This is a genomic window from Nocardioides aurantiacus (assembly GCF_003752505.1).
GTDB lineage: Bacteria > Actinomycetota > Actinomycetes > Propionibacteriales > Nocardioidaceae > Marmoricola > Marmoricola aurantiacus.
This window is the reverse complement of sequence record NZ_RKHO01000001.1, coordinates 138281-157167: the sequence shown is the minus strand read 5'-3', so window position 1 is coordinate 157167 and position 18887 is coordinate 138281. Positions and strand designations below refer to the sequence as shown.

At 70.7% G+C, this 18887-nt stretch carries 23 protein-coding genes; 14 read left to right on the top strand and 9 right to left on the bottom strand.

Annotated features, from left to right (window positions below; all coding sequences use genetic code 11):
* Window positions 1-63: 63 nt before the first annotated feature.
* Entirely contained in the window at window positions 64-333 is a 270-nt protein-coding gene (locus EDD33_RS00775) for a hypothetical protein (RefSeq protein ID WP_123388715.1), read from the top strand.
* 6 nt (window positions 334-339) lie between these two features.
* Here EDD33_RS00775 and EDD33_RS00770 read toward each other — a convergent pair whose 3' ends face one another.
* The gene (locus tag EDD33_RS00770) at window positions 340-561 is read right to left on the bottom strand and encodes a helix-turn-helix domain-containing protein (protein WP_123388714.1); all 222 of its coding nucleotides are present in this window, start codon (window positions 559-561) and stop codon (window positions 340-342) included.
* Window positions 562-682: 121 nt separating this feature from the next.
* Between EDD33_RS00770 and EDD33_RS00765 the strand changes: the two genes are divergently transcribed.
* Window positions 683-1120: a hypothetical protein gene (locus EDD33_RS00765; RefSeq protein WP_148076902.1), complete on the top strand. Its 438-nt coding sequence runs from the start codon at window positions 683-685 to the stop codon at window positions 1118-1120.
* Here EDD33_RS00765 and EDD33_RS00760 read toward each other — a convergent pair.
* The gene (locus EDD33_RS00760) at window positions 1109-1792 is read right to left on the bottom strand and encodes a recombinase family protein (protein ID WP_123388712.1); all 684 of its coding nucleotides are present in this window, start codon (window positions 1790-1792) and stop codon (window positions 1109-1111) included. The genes EDD33_RS00765 and EDD33_RS00760 overlap by 12 nt on opposite strands.
* Before the next feature lie 175 nt (window positions 1793-1967).
* Between EDD33_RS00760 and EDD33_RS19615 the strand changes: the two genes are divergently transcribed.
* Entirely contained in the window at window positions 1968-2396 is a 429-nt protein-coding gene (locus EDD33_RS19615; protein WP_148076901.1) for a hypothetical protein, read from the top strand.
* 306 nt (window positions 2397-2702) lie between these two features.
* On the opposite strand, the gene EDD33_RS00755 is transcribed toward EDD33_RS19615, so the two are convergent.
* From EDD33_RS00755 to EDD33_RS00745, 3 genes are read right to left on the bottom strand one after another with little or no spacing between them, the layout of a single operon-like run.
* Window positions 2703-3995, bottom strand: coding sequence for an AAA family ATPase (locus EDD33_RS00755; protein ID WP_123388711.1), 1293 nt, complete (start codon window positions 3993-3995; stop codon window positions 2703-2705).
* On the bottom strand, window positions 3988-4176 hold the full coding sequence (locus EDD33_RS00750) for a hypothetical protein (RefSeq protein ID WP_123388710.1): 189 nt from the start codon (window positions 4174-4176) through the stop codon (window positions 3988-3990). Before EDD33_RS00750 ends, EDD33_RS00755 begins: the two co-directional genes overlap by 8 nt.
* Complete coding sequence (locus tag EDD33_RS00745) at window positions 4173-4547, bottom strand: hypothetical protein (RefSeq protein WP_123388709.1); 375 nt, start codon at window positions 4545-4547, stop codon at window positions 4173-4175. The genes EDD33_RS00750 and EDD33_RS00745 overlap by 4 nt, the downstream gene beginning before the upstream one ends.
* A gap of 658 nt (window positions 4548-5205) precedes the next feature.
* Here EDD33_RS00745 and EDD33_RS00740 point away from each other — a divergent pair.
* From EDD33_RS00740 to EDD33_RS00725, 4 genes are all read left to right on the top strand, one after another.
* Window positions 5206-5688 carry a hypothetical protein gene (locus EDD33_RS00740; protein WP_123388708.1) on the top strand — a complete coding sequence of 161 codons (483 nt, stop codon included), beginning with the start codon at window positions 5206-5208 and terminating at the stop codon, window positions 5686-5688.
* Between the two features lie 320 nt (window positions 5689-6008).
* Complete coding sequence (locus EDD33_RS00735) at window positions 6009-7109, top strand: hypothetical protein (RefSeq protein WP_123388707.1); 1101 nt, start codon at window positions 6009-6011, stop codon at window positions 7107-7109.
* Between the two features lie 78 nt (window positions 7110-7187).
* Window positions 7188-7577, top strand: a complete 390-nt coding sequence (locus tag EDD33_RS00730; RefSeq protein WP_123388706.1) for a hypothetical protein — start codon at window positions 7188-7190, stop codon at window positions 7575-7577.
* Window positions 7578-7579: 2 nt separating this feature from the next.
* Window positions 7580-8224: a hypothetical protein gene (locus EDD33_RS00725; protein ID WP_123388705.1), complete on the top strand. Its 645-nt coding sequence runs from the start codon at window positions 7580-7582 to the stop codon at window positions 8222-8224.
* On the opposite strand, the gene EDD33_RS00720 is transcribed toward EDD33_RS00725, so the two are convergent.
* A complete protein-coding gene (locus tag EDD33_RS00720; RefSeq protein ID WP_123388704.1) occupies window positions 8221-8637 on the bottom strand; it encodes a hypothetical protein in 417 nt (138 codons plus the stop codon). The two genes, EDD33_RS00725 and EDD33_RS00720, sit on opposite strands and share 4 nt — an antisense overlap.
* Window positions 8638-9055: 418 nt before the next feature.
* Here EDD33_RS00720 and EDD33_RS00710 point away from each other — a divergent pair, with 418 nt between their 5' ends.
* On the top strand, window positions 9056-9796 hold the full coding sequence (locus EDD33_RS00710) for an NYN domain-containing protein (RefSeq protein WP_123392839.1): 741 nt from the start codon (window positions 9056-9058) through the stop codon (window positions 9794-9796).
* Between the two features lie 385 nt (window positions 9797-10181).
* Here EDD33_RS00710 and EDD33_RS00705 read toward each other — a convergent pair whose 3' ends face one another.
* Together EDD33_RS00705 and ssd are read right to left on the bottom strand one after the other, a co-directional pair.
* Window positions 10182-10823 carry an ATPase, T2SS/T4P/T4SS family gene (locus EDD33_RS00705; RefSeq protein ID WP_342773572.1) on the bottom strand — a complete coding sequence of 214 codons (642 nt, stop codon included), beginning with the start codon at window positions 10821-10823 and terminating at the stop codon, window positions 10182-10184.
* Between the two features lie 7 nt (window positions 10824-10830).
* Window positions 10831-11940 carry a septum site-determining protein Ssd gene (gene ssd / locus EDD33_RS00700; RefSeq protein ID WP_123388702.1) on the bottom strand — a complete coding sequence of 370 codons (1110 nt, stop codon included), beginning with the start codon at window positions 11938-11940 and terminating at the stop codon, window positions 10831-10833.
* 139 nt (window positions 11941-12079) lie between these two features.
* On the opposite strand from ssd, the gene EDD33_RS00695 reads away from it, so the two are divergent.
* Complete coding sequence (locus EDD33_RS00695; protein WP_123388701.1) at window positions 12080-12874, top strand: HAD family hydrolase; 795 nt, start codon at window positions 12080-12082, stop codon at window positions 12872-12874.
* A 308-nt stretch (window positions 12875-13182) separates the two neighbouring features.
* Here EDD33_RS00695 and EDD33_RS00690 read toward each other — a convergent pair whose 3' ends face one another.
* Window positions 13183-13935 carry a Fic family protein gene (locus tag EDD33_RS00690; RefSeq protein WP_246003288.1) on the bottom strand — a complete coding sequence of 251 codons (753 nt, stop codon included), beginning with the start codon at window positions 13933-13935 and terminating at the stop codon, window positions 13183-13185.
* Window positions 13936-13961: 26 nt separating this feature from the next.
* Here EDD33_RS00690 and EDD33_RS00685 point away from each other — a divergent pair, with 26 nt between their 5' ends.
* From EDD33_RS00685 to EDD33_RS00665, 5 genes are read left to right on the top strand one after another with little or no spacing between them, the layout of a single operon-like run.
* On the top strand, window positions 13962-14837 hold the full coding sequence (locus tag EDD33_RS00685; protein ID WP_123388700.1) for a class I SAM-dependent methyltransferase: 876 nt from the start codon (window positions 13962-13964) through the stop codon (window positions 14835-14837).
* A 10-nt stretch (window positions 14838-14847) separates the two neighbouring features.
* Entirely contained in the window at window positions 14848-15975 is a 1128-nt protein-coding gene (locus EDD33_RS00680; RefSeq protein WP_211332366.1) for a sensor histidine kinase, read from the top strand.
* Entirely contained in the window at window positions 15972-16769 is a 798-nt protein-coding gene (locus EDD33_RS00675) for a LytR/AlgR family response regulator transcription factor (protein WP_123388698.1), read from the top strand. The genes EDD33_RS00680 and EDD33_RS00675 overlap by 4 nt, the downstream gene beginning before the upstream one ends.
* On the top strand, window positions 16766-17158 hold the full coding sequence (locus EDD33_RS00670) for a hypothetical protein (protein WP_123388697.1): 393 nt from the start codon (window positions 16766-16768) through the stop codon (window positions 17156-17158). Before EDD33_RS00675 ends, EDD33_RS00670 begins: the two co-directional genes overlap by 4 nt.
* Window positions 17159-17161: 3 nt before the next feature.
* Entirely contained in the window at window positions 17162-18688 is a 1527-nt protein-coding gene (locus tag EDD33_RS00665; RefSeq protein ID WP_246003287.1) for a sodium/solute symporter, read from the top strand.
* The last annotated feature ends 199 nt before the right edge of the window (window positions 18689-18887 follow it).

Sequence of the window (18887 nt, the reverse complement as noted above, 5' to 3'; positions counted from 1 at the left end):
GACGCCGATCTCCGGCCCGCGCAACAGTTCGGCGGACCTAGGGGGGGCCATAGGGTCGTCTGCATGCCGACTCCCGAGATTTTTAAGTTCACGACCGACAACCTCTCGGACTACAACGAGGTACGCATCGCCCAGACGTTGCGCGACCATCCTGCCGTGTACGTGAACCATCTGGAGATCGCAGCCTGGATAGAGGGCTGGACCGAGCGGTTGCGCGAGCGCAGCGACGAGGGCTCCAATGAGGACTACATCAAGGCGCTGCGCGAGGTGATGGCTCACCTGAGGCAAGGGGATTTCGTGCCGAACGGTCCGCTGCTGGGGGATGAGTACTAGGCCGGGCTACTCGACTTCGTCGTCGCCCTCCGACAACGGGTGATCAGCGATCCACGACGCCGTCGCCGCCCACGTCCGCTCGATGTACTCCTCAAGGTCTGCGCGCCGCACGCGCCACTGACCTCGCCCGCCGATCTTTCCTGCGGGGAGGTCACCACGTCGGACCAGGGCGTAGACCTGCGCACGGCTGATTGCCAGGTCTGTGGCGACGGCGTCCAGATCGAGCATGCGGGGCGCTGGATCCGACACGCACCCACCGTATCGTCGCGAAACCGCGGGTGACCTCTACCAATCGGCCCACGAAACAGCGCGGGGCCAGTTGTCGGTGCCGGCTGCCATGCTCCCAGCCATGACTACGGTGATCGCCCTCATCGCGCTGGGCCTAAGCCTCGTATCACTGGCCTGGCAGGCGTGGAGTTGGAAGCGGACCGGCCCAGTGGTCAAGGTGCAAGTGACGAATGCGATCACGGACGCCGTCACGGGCGAGCCTGAGCACTACGTTGAGGTCGACGCCGTGAACAAGGGGCGCTCTGCGACGACCATCATGGGGTGGGGCTTCTCGATGCCTGATGGCGGCAACGTTCACCAGATGAACCCGCTGCGCATCTCCGAGAAAATCCCATTCCGACTAGAGCCGCACAGCAGAGCCAGGTTCTTTATTGAGGGCGACGCGCTCCGCAACGTGCATCGCGAACGGAACATCCCGTTCAAAGCAATGAGGCCGTGGGTAGACCTCGCATCCGGCAAGCGCGTCCGGTGTAGGAAGTCTGTTCCATTAGCCGACTGACGCGGCGACAAACCGACGCCGCTCTACCCGCCGAACAGCAGCGAGGACATGAGTGTGGTGCCAGGCCTTCGCCCGCGACGTCGGGCGCGCAACACCCTCCGCCTCGAGCAACGCGGCGATGGCAGTGGCGGACTGCCCCTTTCCCTCGGCGGGCCGCGCCAGACCATAAATGCGCTCCTCTACGTCGCGCGGGATGAGGGACGGGCGACCCATGTGCTTTCCGGTCGCCCGGATCGTGGCCATGCCCTCACGCGTCCGACTCGCAATAATCCGGCGCTCCCACTGCGCCACCGCTGCGCGGATGTCGGCGACGAGCCGACCGCTGTCCGTGCTGGTGTCCACCCCCAGGTCCAGGCAGACGACCGACCACCCCTGCCGCTCACTGCGGTCCAGCACATCGGCGAAGTCGCGGGTGCTTCGCGCCAGCCGGTCTAGCGCTGCGGCCGCGAGGGCATCCGCCCGCCCATTATCGAGTGCTACCAGCGCCTCTGCGAGCACAGGCCGACCGGCCAACGTCCTCGCACTCGCGGCGTCCTCCTCCCGGATGGTGAGGTCCCAGCCGTACGCCGTGGCGGCTTCGCGCAGCCGGCGAGCCTGCGTCTCGGGTGACATTGCCTGCTTGTCGGTAGACCTGCGCACGTAGCCCAGCACGCGCAGCGGCTTGTCGTTCATCGCGTCTCCCAGGGGTCGTCGCGGGCATGGGTCCCCTTACCCGCGACGAACCGTACGGTGGGGCAAATCGGACGCCAATGGGGAGACATGAGGCGTCTCGTGGCGCGCCTCGCGCTCACGCGCGTGAGGGGTCATCGACCGGCGCGACGCATCCGGTCCGTGTGAGAATTCGCAAGTGGCGGACGTCGATTGGTACGCCCGGGGTCTTGCAACCTTGGGCACGATTACTGGCCTGGGTGGACTTGGGGTCAGTCTCAAACTGCTTTCACGAGACGGCTACCGCGTGCAGGTCGATCTCTCCAACAAGCCCGAGACGAGACAGTTCGAGATTCGTGTCCGTAACAATGGCGGGGTCGATGTTGAGGTTGACCGGATCGAGATCTCTGAGGGTGGTGGCGCCTGGCGCGGAATCTCCCTCGCTGGGCCGACATTGCCTCACCCCGTGCTGGCACGGCGGTCGATTGCCTGGACGGGGGACATCGAGACGCTTCGTAGGACGGCAGGGACTAACGAGCTAGATTTCCTCGATGCCCGATCCCGCATTCACCTCTCGACCGGTAGGTCGGTGACGACCAGATCTAGCGTGGTCGGCCGCATCGGCTAGCGATTGCTACGTCATGGTGTCTCGGCTGCGAGCCGTGCCCACCCACGGCCGCTCGCGAGCCGGGGTTTCGACCGCCCATCCTTCAGGTTCTTCCTCTCACCCCCCGCTCATACCGGCGCGGACGTTGGCTCCCGCCCCTCTAGAGGGGGCGGGAGCCGTACGGTCCCTGGCGCGTACGGTCCGTATGGTCAGCCGTATGGTCCGCTGATCTGCGCAAACCGCCACCGCCGTACTCACCCGTACGGTCCTCCAACCAGCCACCGCCGCGGAGGCAGCCGTACGGTCCGGCCGTACGGTCCCGGCTCGCTAGATGAGGCCTTCGCCATCCTCGTCCCACGCCGTTCCGGACGCCTCTGAGACCCACCGGGTCGGCTGCTTAGTAGCGGCGTCGCCGTCTACACGCCCGACCCTCCCGTCTCGGGCGAGAGCGTCGAGCCGCCGCATGGCCTTCATGCGCTCGGACTTGTCCGGCTTGGACTTCTCGAACATGAGTCGGGCGACCTGTTCCGCAGTGACGCCATCCTTGCCTGCGGCGTTGGCGAGTTCGACGAGATCGAGCGCGCCGTACACCTGCGACAACCCCAGGGCGTGGTCGTGGGTGACGTCAAACGGGCCGACCTCCTCGGCGGGCTGCTTCAAGTGCAGCCACCGAACTACCGGGTCACCCGGCTTCCCGTGCAGGAACACGACCGACCCTGCTCCTGCCGTCAGCCACCGAGAGCCGTAAACGTCTTCCAGGCTGTTGGGGGGCCTGCCGTCCGCACCGCGCTTCACGTTGTGGTGCAGTTCGATGACCTCGACGTCGTTAGCGAGACACATCTGCCGGGCGCGGTTGTACCCGCCGCCGACCTCGTCGTTAGTGAGGCCGATGGCTGCGTCCTTCAACGAGTCCACGACGATCGTGTCGGCCCGCTGCTGCCTGGCCATGCGGAGCATCGCTTCCGGGTTCGCGGCGAAATCACCCGGCGGCGGCCCCTCCCACGGCACGAACCGTTCGGCCAGGAGGTCCCGGGGGACGTCGCGCAGGGTGCGAGCAAGTGCACGAGCGATCTGCTGCGGCCTGTCCATCGCCAGGTACAGGACCCTCTCGCCCGGCTCGACCTCCATACCGAGCACCTTGCCGCCGACCAACCGCGCCTTCACTACCTGCGCAGTCAGCGTCGTCTTACCCACGCCGGGAGGACCCACGATCATCAACGCCTCGCCCTTCATCCAGACGACCTGATTGCCGGTGCCCCACAGTGACGGCGGTACGGCCGGGATGTCATGGATGAAGGCCCCACCGTCGGCGTACCGCGCTTCACCGAGACCCTCCTGCGAGCGCTCCTCAGCATCGAGTTCGTACTTGATGCGCCGGCGCCGACGCTCGCGTTCCTTGTCGTAGCCGTACATCTGTGCCTGCGCTACGCGGTCGTGGTCCGTTTCCTGGAGCCGTGCCAGCCAACTCGGACGGGCCTCGGCCACCTTCTCCAGGATGTAGTCCACGTTGTTCTCACCCATCTGATCCGCGAGCAACTCGGCGATCGCGTCGGTGTCGAGTCCAGCGATGTTCAGGCTGTCGATCAGTCGGTGCAGGTTGGGCTGCTCGGGCTCAGCCACGGTCCGCCCGCTCGCCGTTGAAGTGCCGGGCAAGGGCACCCAGCTGTTCGTTGAGGTTGCGGTCCTGCGGGCTGCCGCGCCGCCCCGCGTACTTGTCCTGGTGGGCGGGACGCCGCGCAGTCCGCTTGGCGTTCTTGCGATCGGTGCGGGCGTCGTTGGCGGGCAGGCTGCGGCGGCTCACCGCTCGCCGCCGCTACGGAGAATGGCGGCCAGCCGGGCGCGGTCCTCGGCGGTGACCGAAGGGGTGCAGTAGACGGCCTCGCGGATCGCCCGCTCCAGCCGCTCGACCGCCTCCGGGTCGGACTGCCCCCACATCAGCAGCAGCCCGACGAGGTAGCCGATCTCAGTCGGGTCCGGCGACGGCGACTTGGCCCGCTGCTCGCGAATCTCGCGGTCGATCCGAGCGACCGCCAAGCGCCGCAGCGCGTCGGCCCGCTCCTCCGGCGACGGGGTCCGTCCCCAGGTGCTCAGCCCGCCCACACGGGCTCCGGCCTTGCGAACGGCGGCGTCGGGGTCGTGGTCGTGGTCGTGGTCGGAATGCTCGCGGCCCATTAGTGCTCCTCAGCAGAGAGTGATCTGCGAGGGGCACCCGGGCCGGGTTCCTCATGACGTGCCGTCGTTGTTTGTCAGCCGGGCGTGGACCCACCCGGTAAGCCTCAAGCGTTTCGGCCCAGCGGGCATCGGCTCCTAACGGCTGGGGACAACCGTACTCGGTTTCCGATCGGAACCCGCGGTCACTTTGCGTCTCACAGGTTGCCAGCAGGACGCCCAAAGAGCCGTGGGGCGGTCACCGCTGATGCGGCGCCGCCCCTACGACTTCGTTTCAGCCGTTCGGCTTACTTCTATTCACTGCCTCAATGAAGGCAGTCATTGCCATCAAGAACAAGATGCATTCCAACACGATGGGTTCCTCCTCTCAGTCGTCGATCACTTCCTTCTGGTTGATGAACGGGTGGTTGTTCATGGTCTCAACCTATCACAAGACGACTGGATCCGTCAAGATGACCGGCTCTGACAACGTATTACGCAATTTGCGGGTGCAATAACAACGAATTCCGAAACTCCGGCCAAGACCCCTGGCTACGGACCGCTCACCGATTCCCCCTCGCTGCTCGTGTTGCGTGTTGCCGCTTGTTGGTTCTCATTGCTTCATGTGCTCGCATCTGCTCTAATATGAGTCAACGAGCCCTACAACCCCGAGGAGCACCCCATGCCCGATGACCTGCACTTCCACATCCCGGTCGGCTTCAGCGGCACGATCACCCTCAGCAAGGACGGCAACGTCACGGTGGCGAGCGCCGCGCCGACGGCCACGACGTCGAGCGACTGGCCGACGCTCGACGCCAAGGTCGCCGCCGACATGGAGGAGATGCTCAAGCGCCAGAAGGGCTACACGCCCAGCACCCGATCTCGTGACATCGCCGCGGGGTTGATCGAGCGGGGCTGGACTGTCTTCTCCGTCAACCTGAAGGGCGCGTACATCCTGTTCCAGTACGCGGGCAAGGAGCACCCGGTGTCGCTCTACCTGAGCTCCATCGACCTGAACAACGCCAAGGCCTCCCAGCGCGACTTCATGAAGACCCTGCCCGGCGTCGACGTGCACGAGCCCGACGTCCGGGTGCCGATCAACGGCAAGGCCTACGACCAGGCGCTCGAGAACATCGCCGCGATCGAGAAGTGGGCTGACGGCTAGTCCCGTGGCACCGGCCACGACGGTCGCTCCGACGCCTGGCGTCGGGGCGACCGTCGCATGTAGCCGTTGCTTCAGAATCGGGCTGCGCAAAGTTTCAGACGGAACCGCCCCGGTTCCGAGTTATGGTTGACGCGTCACGCACCGCATGTGGTCAGTGACAGGGCGAGCAGCCCAGCAGGACAGTCGCGATAGTGCGCGCTCCGGCCAGTGGCCGGTCACTAGGTAGCACGGGCGGGATGCCCACCAGTCCCGTAGCGATCAATCGCTCCGGCGTGGTGCGCGGCACCGACCCCACTTACTCCCCTACCTAGGAGACCCCCATGGCTCGTCAGGGCTACAGCGTGTTCAGCGACCTCATGCGGACCACCGCAGACGGACGCAACCTCAACGACCTCTTCGCGGAACTCAACGCAGTCGCCGCGATCCACAACGAGCAGCAGGCCAACTTCCTGTCGCTGTTCACCCAGACCGTCACCACCCCGGTCACCTCGGTGCTGCAGACCGTCGCGGGCAGCGAGGACATCTTCGAGGAGGCCTCGGAGTTCGGCATCGCCAAGTCCAGCCGCACCCTCCACGACGTGCTCGACATGGGCGCCACGTTCAAGTGGTACGACGCCCGCTGGGCCGCCACCTGGCGCTACCTCGCCGACGCGACCACCACCGAGGTCCAGGCCAACGCCAACGCGATCATCGCCGCCGACCAGGACAACCTGTTCGGCGAGGTCATGCGAACGGTGTTCTCCCCCACCAACCGCAAGGTCACCGACACCCGCACCAACGCCGTCTACGACGTGTTCGCGTTCGCCAACGGCGACGGCTGGACCCCGCCTACCTACGCCGGCAACTCGTTCAACGGCACCCACACCCACTTCCGCACCACGGGCGCGGCCGCCCTGAACTCCGGCGACCTGGACGAGGCGATCGACGACCTGAAGTCCCACGGCTACTCCCAGGAGAACGGCACCCAGGTCGTGCTGTTCGTCAACGCCACCGAGGGCAACCGCTGCTCCACGTTCCGCGTCGCCGACGGGGCCCGCGCCGACTTCATCCCGGCCCAGGGTGCCCGCTTCTACACCGAGGGCGCCCTCGTCGGCGATCAGCCCGCCGCCTCGTTCGCCGGCTTTCCCGTCAAGGGTGCCTACGACGACGCGCTCATCATCGAGACCTCCCGCATCCCCGCGGGCTACCTCGTGGCCCTCGCCTCGGGCGGGGCTCTGGCCAACACCAACCCGATCATGCTGCGCCGCCACCCCAGGTTCCCCGGCCTCACCCCCGTCTCGGGCGGCAACGCCGACTACCCGCTCGTGGACTCCTACTGGACCACCGGCTTCGGCACCGGCGTACGCCACCGCCTCGCCGGGCTCGTCATGCAGGTCTCCGCCAACCCGACCTACGCGCCCCCCGCGCTCTACGTCGCCTAGAACACCGTCCCGGCGGAGGTACGCAGACTCCTCCGCCGGGACGGCACCAGTCTGCGAAGTCTGCGCCGAGGAGTAGCAATGAACGACGACATCACCGACCCCGCGGACACCGTGGACGGCGACCGCCTGATTGCTTGGGCCGAGCCCAACACCGTCGCCCTCAACGACGAGCGCGTCGACACCATCGTGCGAGCCACGCTCGCCACACCCATCCCGGACGACTTGGCGATGGGCGTGCCGCTGCTGCTGCACGCTGACGCCACCGTGCCGCCGATGCCGCTGATGGACGCCATCGTGCAGGACCGCAGGCACAACGCCACGGTCTGCGACGTGTGCGGTGACAAGCGGCGCAGCCGCAGCCGCCTGCTCATCCCCTGCGGCGAGTCCGCCGTCGCCGTGCACTTCTGCTGGCTCTGCCGCGCCCTGCTAGACCGTCCGATCGCCCGCACATCCGTTGTATGGGACTGAGCGTGGCGCGCAAGAAGATCACCCACAACGAGGACTGGTGGGCTACCGCCCCCACCCACGTCCTGCGATGCACCGCCAACTACAAGACCGGCGACCGTTGCCGCCGCGAAGCCCTACTGGGGACCAACGTCTGCGGCTCCCACGGCGGGCTCGCTCCGGCAGTGCAACAGGCTGCCGCCACCCGCATCCAGATGTCGGTGGACGACGCCGTGAAGCGACTCCACTCGATGCTGGACGACACCACGGTCGAGGCCCGGGAAAAGGTCAAGATCCTGCACGACCTGCTTGACCGCGGCGGACTCGGAGCCACGTCCAAGGTGCTGGTCGGCGTCGGCCCCGCCGACCCCATCGAAACCCTGTTCCGCGACCTGCTGGCCGACCCCGACGCGACCTACGACCCGCGCACCGTGCACCCTCCCCCGTCACCCACCGCCTACACGCCGCCCGCCCTGGACGACGACGCGACGGACCAAAACCCCCGCCCTGCCCTCCCGGCCCGTCAGATCGCCGCTGACGACCCAGAGGACGTGATCGACGCCTTGGTCGTAGAGGGCGAACCGCACCCCAGCCACACCGTGCACGTCGAAGGCAACCTGTCCCACCGTCCACCCAAGTGGCTCGCCGACGACCTCGCACGGCTCATCTAGGCGATCTCCTCCGGCCGGACGTCGTAGGTCCAAACCCACCCCACGCTGATCGACCCATCGCGACGCCTGTTCCCCCAGTACGAAAGACGAACGTAGTCATCGAGAACGATTCCAGTACGCACGAACGTCCCGACCCTCTCGGCCCACGTGGTGGGCCGAATCCTTTCGTCGAGGCGGTGCCTCAGGAACCACCTCTCATCGGCATCCTGCTGATGAGCGTCAGCGATCTTGAACGGGCACTCGGCTCCGCACGAACGGGGCGCGGCCCCGCACATGCGGCACTTCTTCGGCCCGATTCGATCCCAAGCCGCGAGCGCCTCGTCCCATCTTCTGCGGGCGTTCTTGCTCGCAGCGATCTGCTCCCCGAAAGACATGGTCCTAGTAGGCGGCCGCCGCAGCGTCGGCTCGATCACGGCCGCCCGTCCCCGCTCGGCGACCCGGGCACCTGCAGGCAGAACGTGCAGCCCGGAGACAACGGCAGGTCACGAGTGTCAGGGATGGTGTCGTCGAACTGTGAGCGCTTGATGTACCGCAAAGCGCGCCCGCAGACCGGGCAAGGCCCCAGGTCCTCGGTGTCGGACTGAATCATGATGGTCTCCATCCATTTCTTCGCAGCATTGCCTGGTTGTGCTGCCTTGAAGGACCATCGTGAGGTCTGAAGCCGGCCGTAGCCCTCCTACTGTGGGGCTGGCCAGCAACGGGCGCGCGCGACGCAAGTGGTGGTAGCCGTCTGGGTGCCGAAGCCCCTCCGATTCAGCCTGACCCCAGACGGGTCTCACCTGTCCGGACGAACCGCACACCGCGATGCGGGGGTCACGTATGGTCCCCGGCATGCGAGTTGGGGTCTACGTCGACGGCTACAACCTGTATTACGGCGGGCGGGCCTGCTGCAACCGGGGGACCGCTGGCTGGCGGTGGCTCGACGTCCGCGCCGTCACCCAGGCAGTCCTCAATCGCAGGCCCGAGTGGCATTCTCAGACTCCCCAGATCGAGAAGATCATCTACTGCACCGCGCGAGTCGACGCGAAGACCAACCCCTCGGGCCACGCCGACCAGGACGTGTACCTCAAGGCGATCCGCGCCTCGCGGTCTGTCGATCACATCGAGTACGGCAACTACGTCGCCCGGACCAAGATGGGGCTGCTTGCGAACGAGGGCAAGAAGCGCAAGCCCGAGATCGTGACGTCCAACTGGCCCGTGATGGTGAAGGACAGCGCGGGGAACCCTGTGAAGGACGCGCAATTCTTGGTGCAGTACCTGCACCTGGAGGAGAAGGGCAGCGACGTCAACGTCGCCTCGCATCTGCTTCTTGACGTGCTCTCTCAGCAGGTCGATGCGGCCGTAGTCATCTCGAACGACAGCGATCTCGCATTCCCGATCATGGAAGCACGCAAGCGCGTCCCCGTCGGGGTGGTGAACCCCAACAACAAGAGTTATACGGCTGGCGCCCTCAAGAGCGATGCAACTTTCGGTGTCGGCAGCCACTGGTGGGAGCGTCTGGGTGCCGCCGACTTCTTCGGGAACCAGCTGCCCGACCCTGCTGGGCACTACACCCGCCCGGCAGGGTGGTGAGACCCACCCGACACCGGAAACTTCGACAGGACCGCTTGCAGGACGCTATGCTTTGGCCATACCCGCCCGGCCCCTTGTGGGCCGGGTTTTTACTTGCCTCGACGTGTGTTGACTTGGTCGAACACCGCAGGTCGGCTACGCTCCCGGTTACCCACCGTCCCCCTTGCGGGTTCGGTTTTTTGTACTCACCTGTCTCCTCGTGGGCCGGGTATTGATCGCAACTCCACTCACCCGGCCCCTCGTGGGCCGGGTTTTGCGTTTCCAGAAACAGGCTTGACAAGCCCACTATCGTCAGGTCCGTCGCCGACGGCGACCCGAAGGGCTACGCGGACCTGACGATAGTGGGCGCGCGCGGGCGACTGCGCGTTCCTAGGGTTAGTGGTTACTACCCTGGCCGTGTGCCGCCGGAGACCAGGAACGCCAGGCGGCGCTCGACCACCTGGCGGAGCAGCGCGGCCCCCGCCTCGGGCACCGCCCCGGCCGTGACGAGCTCGGCCAGGGTGAACACCGTCGAGCGCGGCACCCGCAGCGACAGCGTGGTGCCGGGGCGCGCGAGCGGGGCCAGCACGGCGTGGAAGCGGCTGCCGTCGGGCAGCCGCAGGTCGACGTGGGGCGAGGCGTCGTCGAGCCGGCGGCCGGCGGTGGCGGCGAGGCGCTGGGCGAGGCGGCGTACGGCCTGGTCGTCGGGGAACCGCACCCCGGTCAGCTCGAGGCCACGGCCGCGGTCGACGTAGACCGCACCCGGCCCGTTGACCAGCACGTCGGTCACCCCCTCCAGGCGCAGCAGCGGCTCGAGCGGCCCGGCGCCGACGACGTCGCGCTGCAGGGCGTCGTGGACCGCGAGCACGGTCGCGTCGCCGACGGGGTGGCCCTGGTCGCGCAGCGCGCGGGCGACCACCTGCGGCGACAGCGGGGCCGCGTCGCGGGCGAGGCGTTCGCGGACCCCGTCGAGCAGGTCGGCGGCGACCGCCGCCGCCGGGGCGTACGACGGGCCGGGGTGCTCGTCCACCCGGGTCAGGTCGGCCACGGCGACCTCACGCCACCGCGCCGGCGCCGCCGACGGGGTCGGCCAGGGCCCGCACCACCGACCGCGCCGTGCGCACCAGGACACCGCGACCCGCCCGGCCCGGTCCGGCACCGAGGTCGATGGACTCGTCGAGCCCGCGCTGGTCCGACATCGCGGCGAGCAGCGGGAGCCGCAGCAGCCGGGCGGCCGACTCCGGGGTCACGCCGCCCGCCCCTCCCCTGGTCACCAGGTGGCGCCGCGGCAGCGGCTCGGGCAGCCGCGCGGCCACGCGCGACGCGGCGCTGACCGCCGGGACGGTCAGTCGGGACACCACCACGACGTGGTCGCACCGCACCGTGGCCTCCTCCGCGACCGGGTCGGGGTGCCGGGGCAGGTCGACCACGACGGTGGCGAACCCGCGACGCCCCGCGCTGAGCACCTCGCGGACCGCGAACGCCTGCAGCCGACCGCCGCGGTCGGGCGGCCAGGTCAGCACCGACAGGTCGCCGGACCGCGGCAGCGCCTCGCGCAGCGACCGCGTGCTCAGGCGTCCGGTGGTGCGGTGCAGCGCGTCCCAGCGGATGCCGTCGGCACCGTCGAGCCCGAGCACCCGGTCGAGCCCGGCCCCCAGCGGGTCGGCGTCGACGAGCAGCGTGGGGCCGATCTCCGCGGCCGCCCGGGCGACGGCGGCGGCCAGCACGGTCGCCCCCGCACCACCGCTGCCCCCGACCACCCCCACCGTCACGCCGGGGACCCCGCCGCCGTCACCGACGTCGGTGAGCATCTCCACCAGCCAGGTCTCCGAGGCCGGCAGCTCGCTGACCGTCTCGGCGCCGAGCGCCAGGGCGTGGCGGAACTGGCCGTCGCCGACCGGGGCCCGGCCGAGCAGGTGCACCCGTGGGCGGCGCGGCGGCCGGCAGTCGGCGATCCCCGCGGCGCAGTCGGCCCCGACCAGCACGACCGAGGCCGCGCTCCACGCCCGCAGCGCCTGCACCGAGTCGTGGACGACCAGCGGGACCACACCAGCGGCGGCGGCCAGCCGTTGCACGTCGGAGACGAGCAGGGGGTCGGCGGAGAGCAGCAGCGGGGCGGCGTCGGGCCCAGGGGTGCGGGACGGGAGCGGGTCCGGGGTGTCCATGCGCCCAGCGTCGGCGGGGAGGCCCCACCCCGGGCGTGGACGCGGACGGCTGTGGACGGGCGGGCCTCCGGGGGCGCCTGTGGAGGCGAACTGGCGCGAACGGACCGGGACGAAAGGGATGGCCACCTAGACTCCGACCATGAGCCCGGGCCCGACGGCCGCCTTCTTCGACCTCGACAAGACGATCATCGCCAAGTCGAGCACGCTCGCCTTCAGCCGGGAGTTCCAGGCGGGCGGGCTGATCAGTCGCGGGGCGGTGCTGCGATCGGCGTACGCCCAGTTCAGCTATCTCATGCTGGGGGCCGACCACGACCAGATGGAGCGGCTGCGGCAGTTCATGAGCCGGCTCAGCACCGGCTGGGACGTGCGCACGGTGCAGGAGATCGTCGCGGACGCGCTCCACAACATCGTCGACCCGCTCGTGTACGCCGAGGCGGTGCGCCTGATCACCGAGCACCACGACGCCGGCCACGACGTCATCATCGTGTCCACGAGCGGGTCGGAGGTGGTCGAGCCGATCGGGGCGATGCTGGGGGCCGACCACGTGGTCGCGACGCGGATGGAGGTCGCCGACGGGCGCTACACCGGCGGCATCACCTTCTACGCCTACGGCGAGAACAAGGCGGTGGCCGTCCGGCAGCTCGCCGAGGAGCGCGGCTACGACCTGCAGCGCTGCCACGCCTACAGCGACTCCATCACCGACGAGCCGATGCTCAGCGCCGTCGGGCACCCCTTCGCCGTCAACCCCGACCGCGAGCTGCGCCGCCTGGCGCACCGCCGCGGCTGGCCGGTGCTGGTCTTCGACAAGCCGGTCGCGCTGCGCAGCCGGGTCCGGTTCCCGCCGGTGCGCCGCACGGCCGCCGCCGTCGGGGTCGCCGCGCTGCTCTCGGTGGCGGTGGTCGGCTGGCTCGGCGTACGCCGTCGACCGGCCTGAGGCGCCCGGTCCGGCCCTGACCTGCGAACTCCTCGCCCGTCCGGAAGTCAAGTCTTGTGGCGCACCTCACGGCGGCGTACAAAGGAGGAACAACTCCACAGGACCACACACGGCGCCGGTACCCACGCGGCGATCCACCCTTCCTACAGGGCGCAGGTCCCCCGGGCACGCCCGGAGGCCGCAGTTAGAGAGTGCACGCCTGGTAGCCATGGCGTCGTGTGTCGAGCGGCATCGAGGACGCGTAGGACACAGCTACGCACTCCCGGTGCCGCTCACCTGTGTGCCGGGGCTCGATCGGCGGTGCCGGGTCACCCCCGCAGCGGGCTGCTCTCGGCGCCGCGGGCCTGCGCCTCCGCGGCGTACAACAGCCAGGCGTGCAGGCCCGAGCGGCCACCGGTGGCGTAGCCGCGCAGGTTGGACTCGTACTCCGCCCGCAGCGCCAGGTGACCCGCCTCGGGGACGACGAGCGAGGCGGGGTCGACCCCGCGGGCGACCAGGACCAGCCGCTCGGCGGCCCGGGCGACCAGGCCGTTGTGGGCCGAGAAGGGCGCGGCGCTGACGACCTCGGCGTGCACCAGCGCGGCGACGAGCAGCGCGGGCACGCGGGTGGCCAGCACCGTCCGACCCAGCGAGCCGAGCCGCTCGGCCGCCTCGGGCGAGACCGGGCGGCCGGGGTCGGGCGCGCCGGTGAGGGCGTGGACCCGGGCCAGCGCCTGCAGCGGCGCCCGGCCGAGCACGGGGACGAGCGAGAGCAGCTCGGTGCTGACCCGGACCGCTGCGGCGGCGGCCTCGTCGCCGGCGCCGTCGCGGACCTCCTCGAGGGTCGAGGTCGAGCCCTCCAGCGCCGCGCTCGCGTGCGCGCCGCGCAGCAGCGACTCCGCGGTCTGCGCCGGGGTGCTGCGCCGCAGGCCACGGTCGCGCAGCAGCGCGTCGATGCCGTCGCGGGTCGAGGCGAAGCCCGACGGCACGCCCTCGAGCCCGGTCAGCCACTCCAGGGGGTCCGGGCCCGGCGCGCCGGTCGCGGGTCGGGACGAGGGGGGCTCGGGGGGGACGGGGGACACGGCGGTGAGGGTATCTTCGGCGCAGCATGAGCGAGCCGACCCCCAGCCCCGCGACGTCGTTCGGCTCCGTGGCCGACGCCTACGACCGCGCCCGGCCGTCCTACCCCGACGACGCGGTCGCCTGGCTCACCGGCGGTGGCCGCGCGCACGTCGTCGAGCTCGGTGCCGGCACCGGCAAGCTGACCGAGGTGCTGCACCGCGCGGGCCACCACGTGCTGGCCACCGAGCCGCTGCTGCCGATGCTCGCCCGGCTGGGACGCAACGTCCCGGTGCCCCACGCGGCCGCTGCCGCCGAGGCGATCCCGGTCCGGTCGCGGTCGGTCGACGTGGTGGCGTGCGGCCAGTCCTTCCACTGGTTCGACGCCGAGCTGGCGCTGCCCGAGATCGCGCGCGTGCTGCGTCCGGGCGGCGTGATCGCCCTGGTCTGGAACACCTACGACACCTCCATCCCCTGGGTACGCCGGTTGCGGCGGCTGCTCGACCCGGCCAGCGACCGCGACGGCGACCTGCCGACCAAGGCGCTGCTCGAGAGCCCCTACTTCGGGTTCGTGGAGGAGAAGCGGTTCCGCTTCTGGCAATCCCACACCGCCCGCTCGCTCGAGGAGCTCGCCCGCTCGGTCTCCCACGTCGCGACGATGCCCGAGAGCACCCGGGAGCGGACGCTGGCCGAGGTGGCGAGCCTGTACGACGGCTACGGCCGCGGTCACGACGGCATGCAGCTGCCCTGGGTGACGCGGACGTTCCGGGCCGTCGTACGCCACCAGGACCTGCCGCCCGAGCCCAGCCACGCCCCCGTCGACCACGACGTGGACCCGCCCGGTCTGGAGCACCAGGCCGTCACCCGGCCCGCCGACCGCCGCCCGCCGGAGGACCCCGGCATGCAGCTGATCGACTTCCGGTAGGTCCCCCGTGGTGCTCGACGGCCTCCGCAGCCGCTGGTGGCGCACCCGCCAGCTCGGCACCGACGCCGACCACGCCACCTTCCGCACGCTGCACACCGCCTCGCTCGCCTCGCCCGCGCTGCGCCGGGGACTGACCGCCGAGACCGCCGACCTCGCGCTGCGCCACCTGCGCGGGCTGCTGGGAACCGCCGCGGTGGCGCTCGCCGACACCGAGACCCTCCTGGGGTACGACGGCCTCTCGACCCACCACACCGCGCAGGCGCGGGCGCTCGCCGACCGGGCGGTGGCCAGCAGCGCGACCGTGGTGGCCGGTCGGGCCGAGCTGGCCTGCGACACCGAGGGCTGCCTGGTCGGGCACGCCATCGCGACGCCGCTGGTCATCGACGACCGGGTCGCGGGCGCGCTCGTCGCGCTGGCGGAGACCCCGTCTGCCAGCCTGCTGCGGGCGACCGAGGAGGTGGCCAGCTGGGTGTCCGGGCAGCTGGAGCTGGCCGAGCTCGACGAGCAGCGGCACCGCCTCGCCCGCGCCGAGGTGCGGGCGTTGCGCGCCCAGATCAGCCCCCACTTCATCTACAACTCCCTCGGCGCGATCGCCTCCTTCGTGCGGACCGATCCCGACCGGGCGCGCGAGCTGCTGCTGGAGTTCGCCGACTTCACCCGCTACTCCTTCCGCCAGCACGGCGAGTTCACGACCCTGACCGAGGAGCTCCGCTCGATCGAGCGCTACCTGCTGCTCGAGCAGGCGCGCTTCGGCGAGCGGCTCCGGGTGGTGCTGCAGGTGGCGCCCGAGGTGCTCGGCGTGACGATCCCGTTCCTGTGCCTGCAGCCGCTGGTGGAGAACGCCGTGCAGCACGGCCTCGAGCGCGAGGGCGGCGGGGTGATCACCATCGTGGCCCGCGACGCGGACCGCGAGTGCGTGATCTCCATCGAGGACGACGGCGCGGGGCAGGACCCCGAGCGCATCCGCGCGGTGCTGGCCGGCGAGGCGGCCGGTGACTCCGTCGGACTCGCCAACGTCGACGAGAGACTGCGCACCACCTTCGGCGACGACTACGGTCTCGTCGTGGAGACCGCACCGGGCGCCGGCACCAGGGTGGTCGTGCGCGTGCCCAAGTTCGCCCCCGGCCTGACGCCGTGAGCACGCCCGTGGGCGTCCCGGGTCCGGCGGCCGACGAGCGGCCGCTCGCGGTGCTGGTCATCGACGACGAGCGCCCGGCGCTCGACGAGCTCACCTGGCTGCTGCGCCGCGACCCGCGCGTCGGCGAGGTCCACGCCACCGACTCCCCCACCGACGCGCTGCGGCTGCTGCGCCAGCTCGAGGTGGACGCGGTCTTCCTCGACGTCCAGATGCCCGGGCTGTCCGGCATCGACCTCGCCCAGGTGCTCGCCCAGTTCCGCTCACCGCCGGCCACGGTGTTCGTCACCGCCCACGACGAGCACGCCGTGGAGGCCTTCGACCTCCACGCCGTCGACTACGTCCTGAAGCCGGTGCGCGAGCAGCGCCTCGCCGAGGCCGTGCGCCGGGTGGTCGCCGCCGCGCGCGCCGAGCCCGTCGCCGCCGATCCGGCCGAGGAGCAGGTGGCCGTCGAGCGCGGTGGCGTCACCCGGTTCGTGGCCGTCTCGCGGATCCGCCACGTCGAGGCCGAGGGCGACTATGCCCGGCTGCACGTCGACGGCGAGAGCCACCTGGTCCGGGTGCCGCTCTCCCAGCTCGAGCAGGAGTGGGCGGCCGGCGGCTTCGTCAGGATCCACCGCTCGCGGCTGGTCAACACGGCGTACGTCGAGGAGCTGCACGTCGACGCCGGCCGCTGCTGGGTCGTCGTGGACGGCGCCGACCTCCAGGTCAGCCGGCGCCACACCCGCGAGCTGCGCGACCTGCTGGTCCGACGGGGGCGCCCGCGCGGCACCGCGGCGCCGGGCGAGCCGTCGTGAACGAGCACCCCGAGCGCACGGAGCGCACCGAGCGGGTCAGGGTCACCAGCCCGCGCACCGGCCGCTCCCGGCAGCGCCCACGCCCCACGCCCGCCTCGGAGATGGAGGCACAGAGCGAGCTGGGCGAGATCTACCTCCGCACCCTGCTGCGCGCCCAGCTGCGCCTGGGCCTGGGCGTCCTGCTGGCGCTGGCGCTCACCGTCGGCGCGCTGCCGCTGCTGTTCGTGCTGGTGCCGTGGCTGACCCGCGCGCAGCTGCTGGGGATGCCGGTCTCCTGGGGCCTGCTGGCCTTCGGCTGCTACCCGGTGCTGGTGCTCCTGGCCTGGCGCTACGTCCGCCTGGCCGAGCGCAACGAGCGCGCGTTCGCGCGCGTCGTCGAGCGGTCCTGACCCGTGCTCGGCGACTCGGGCACCGTCCTGGGGCTGCTCTCGGTGCTGCTCGTCTCCGTCGCCACGCTGGCGATCGGCAGCTGGGGACTGCGGCTGTCGCGCACCACCTCGGACTTCTTCGTCGCCTCCCGCTCGGTGCGCCCGGGCCTCAACGGCTTCGCGATCAGCGGGGAGTACCTCTCGGGCGCCTCCTTCCTCGGCATTGCCGGGCTGGTGCTGAGCAACGGCGCCGAGATGCTCTGGTACCCCGTCGGCTGGACGGCCGGCTACCTCGTGCTGCTGTGCCTGGTCGCGGCCCCGCTGCGCCGCTCGGGCGCCTACACGCTGCCCGACTTCGCGGAGGCACGGCTGCACTCACGCGGCGTACGACGGGCCTCGGCGCTGCTCGTCGTGGTGATCGGCTTCCTCTACCTGATGCCGCAGTTCCAGGGCGCCGGCGTGGCGCTCGAGACCACGACCGGACTGCCACCGTGGGCCGGCGGGCTGGCCGTCGCCGTCGTGGTGCTGCTCAACGTGCTGGCCGGCGGGATGCGCTCGGTCACCTTCGTGCAGGCCTTCCAGTACTGGCTGAAGCTCACCGCGCTGCTCCTCCCGCTCGTCTTCCTCGTGCTGGTCTGGCTCGGCGACGGCGGCCGGTCGCCGGCCGACCCGGGCCTGGTCAGCGCGGGCGTCGACGGCCTGGCCTGGGCCGACCCGATCGACTTCGCGGGCGACCACCCGCTCTACTCGACCTACTCCCTCATGGTCGCGACCTTCCTCGGCGTGATGGGCCTGCCCCACGTGGTGGTCCGCTACTACACCAACCCCGACGGCCGGGCCGCCCGCCAGACCACGCTCGCGGTGCTGGCGCTGCTCGGCGCCTTCTACGTGCTCCCCCCGGTGTACGGCGCGCTCGGGCGCCTCTACGCCCCCGACCTCGCCGCCTCCGGCAGCGACTCCGTGGTGCTCGCGCTGCCGGGTCGGATGGTCGGCGGCCTCGGCGGCGACCTGCTGACCGCGCTGCTGACCGCCGGGGCGTTCGCGGCCTTCCTGGCCACCTCCTCGGGCCTGACCGTGGCGGTGGCGGGCGTCCTCACCCAGGACGTCACCTCGCGCCGGTTGGAGGGCGTGACCGGCTTCCGGGTCTCGGCCGTGGTGGCGGTCGTGGTGCCCTACCTGCTCTCCCTCGTGACCCGCGAGGTCGGCGTGGCCACGGTGGTGGGCCTGGCCTTCGCGATGGCGGCGGCGACCTTCTGCCCGCTGCTGCTGCTCGGCATCTGGTGGCGCGGGCTGACCGCGCGGGGCGCCGTGGCCGGCCTCGTCGCCGGTGGCCTGCTCACCGGCGCCGCGGTCGTGGACAACCTGGTCGTCGACCGCACCGGGGGGTGGGTCGCCTCGCTGGTCGGCCAGCCTGCGGCGTGGGCGGTGCCGCTGGCCTTCCTCACGATGGTCGTGGTCTCGCGCCTGACCCGCGCGGAGGTGCCGGCCCACACCTCGCGGTTCCTGGTGCGGCTGCACACCCCGGAGACGGTCCGGCTCGACCAGGGCTGAGCGGTCTCGTCGCACGCTCGGGAGACCGTGGCACGTGCCACCGTCTCCCGAGTCCCCGCACCCTCGGGCTGTCCGGTGACCGACCGTTCGTCGTACGACCTCGACCGTTCACCGACGCGCCCGCCCGCCTGCCGCACACCCGGCCGGGAGGGTCGCCCCCTCCCCGCCCGCGGTGCGAGCGTGACGGCGATCACAGACC

What these genes read in the sequence shown, in the direction of transcription:
- ssd (WP_123388702.1), bottom strand. Translation starts at nt 11,940, where the DNA reads ATGGACACCCCGGACCCGCTCCCGTCCCGCACCCCTGGGCCCGACGCC.
- EDD33_RS00760 (WP_123388712.1), bottom strand. Translation starts at nt 1,792, where the DNA reads ATGAACGACAAGCCGCTGCGCGTGCTGGGCTACGTGCGCAGGTCTACC.
- EDD33_RS00775 (WP_123388715.1), top strand. Translation starts at nt 64, where the DNA reads ATGCCGACTCCCGAGATTTTTAAGTTCACGACCGACAACCTCTCGGAC.
- EDD33_RS00695 (WP_123388701.1), top strand. Translation starts at nt 12,080, where the DNA reads ATGAGCCCGGGCCCGACGGCCGCCTTCTTCGACCTCGACAAGACGATC.
- EDD33_RS00740 (WP_123388708.1), top strand. Translation starts at nt 5,206, where the DNA reads ATGCCCGATGACCTGCACTTCCACATCCCGGTCGGCTTCAGCGGCACG.
- EDD33_RS00685 (WP_123388700.1), top strand. Translation starts at nt 13,962, where the DNA reads ATGAGCGAGCCGACCCCCAGCCCCGCGACGTCGTTCGGCTCCGTGGCC.
- EDD33_RS00765 (WP_148076902.1), top strand. Translation starts at nt 683, where the DNA reads ATGACTACGGTGATCGCCCTCATCGCGCTGGGCCTAAGCCTCGTATCA.
- EDD33_RS00770 (WP_123388714.1), bottom strand. Translation starts at nt 561, where the DNA reads ATGCTCGATCTGGACGCCGTCGCCACAGACCTGGCAATCAGCCGTGCG.
- EDD33_RS00710 (WP_123392839.1), top strand. Translation starts at nt 9,056, where the DNA reads ATGCGAGTTGGGGTCTACGTCGACGGCTACAACCTGTATTACGGCGGG.
- EDD33_RS00730 (WP_123388706.1), top strand. Translation starts at nt 7,188, where the DNA reads ATGAACGACGACATCACCGACCCCGCGGACACCGTGGACGGCGACCGC.
- EDD33_RS00745 (WP_123388709.1), bottom strand. Translation starts at nt 4,547, where the DNA reads ATGGGCCGCGAGCATTCCGACCACGACCACGACCACGACCCCGACGCC.
- EDD33_RS00735 (WP_123388707.1), top strand. Translation starts at nt 6,009, where the DNA reads ATGGCTCGTCAGGGCTACAGCGTGTTCAGCGACCTCATGCGGACCACC.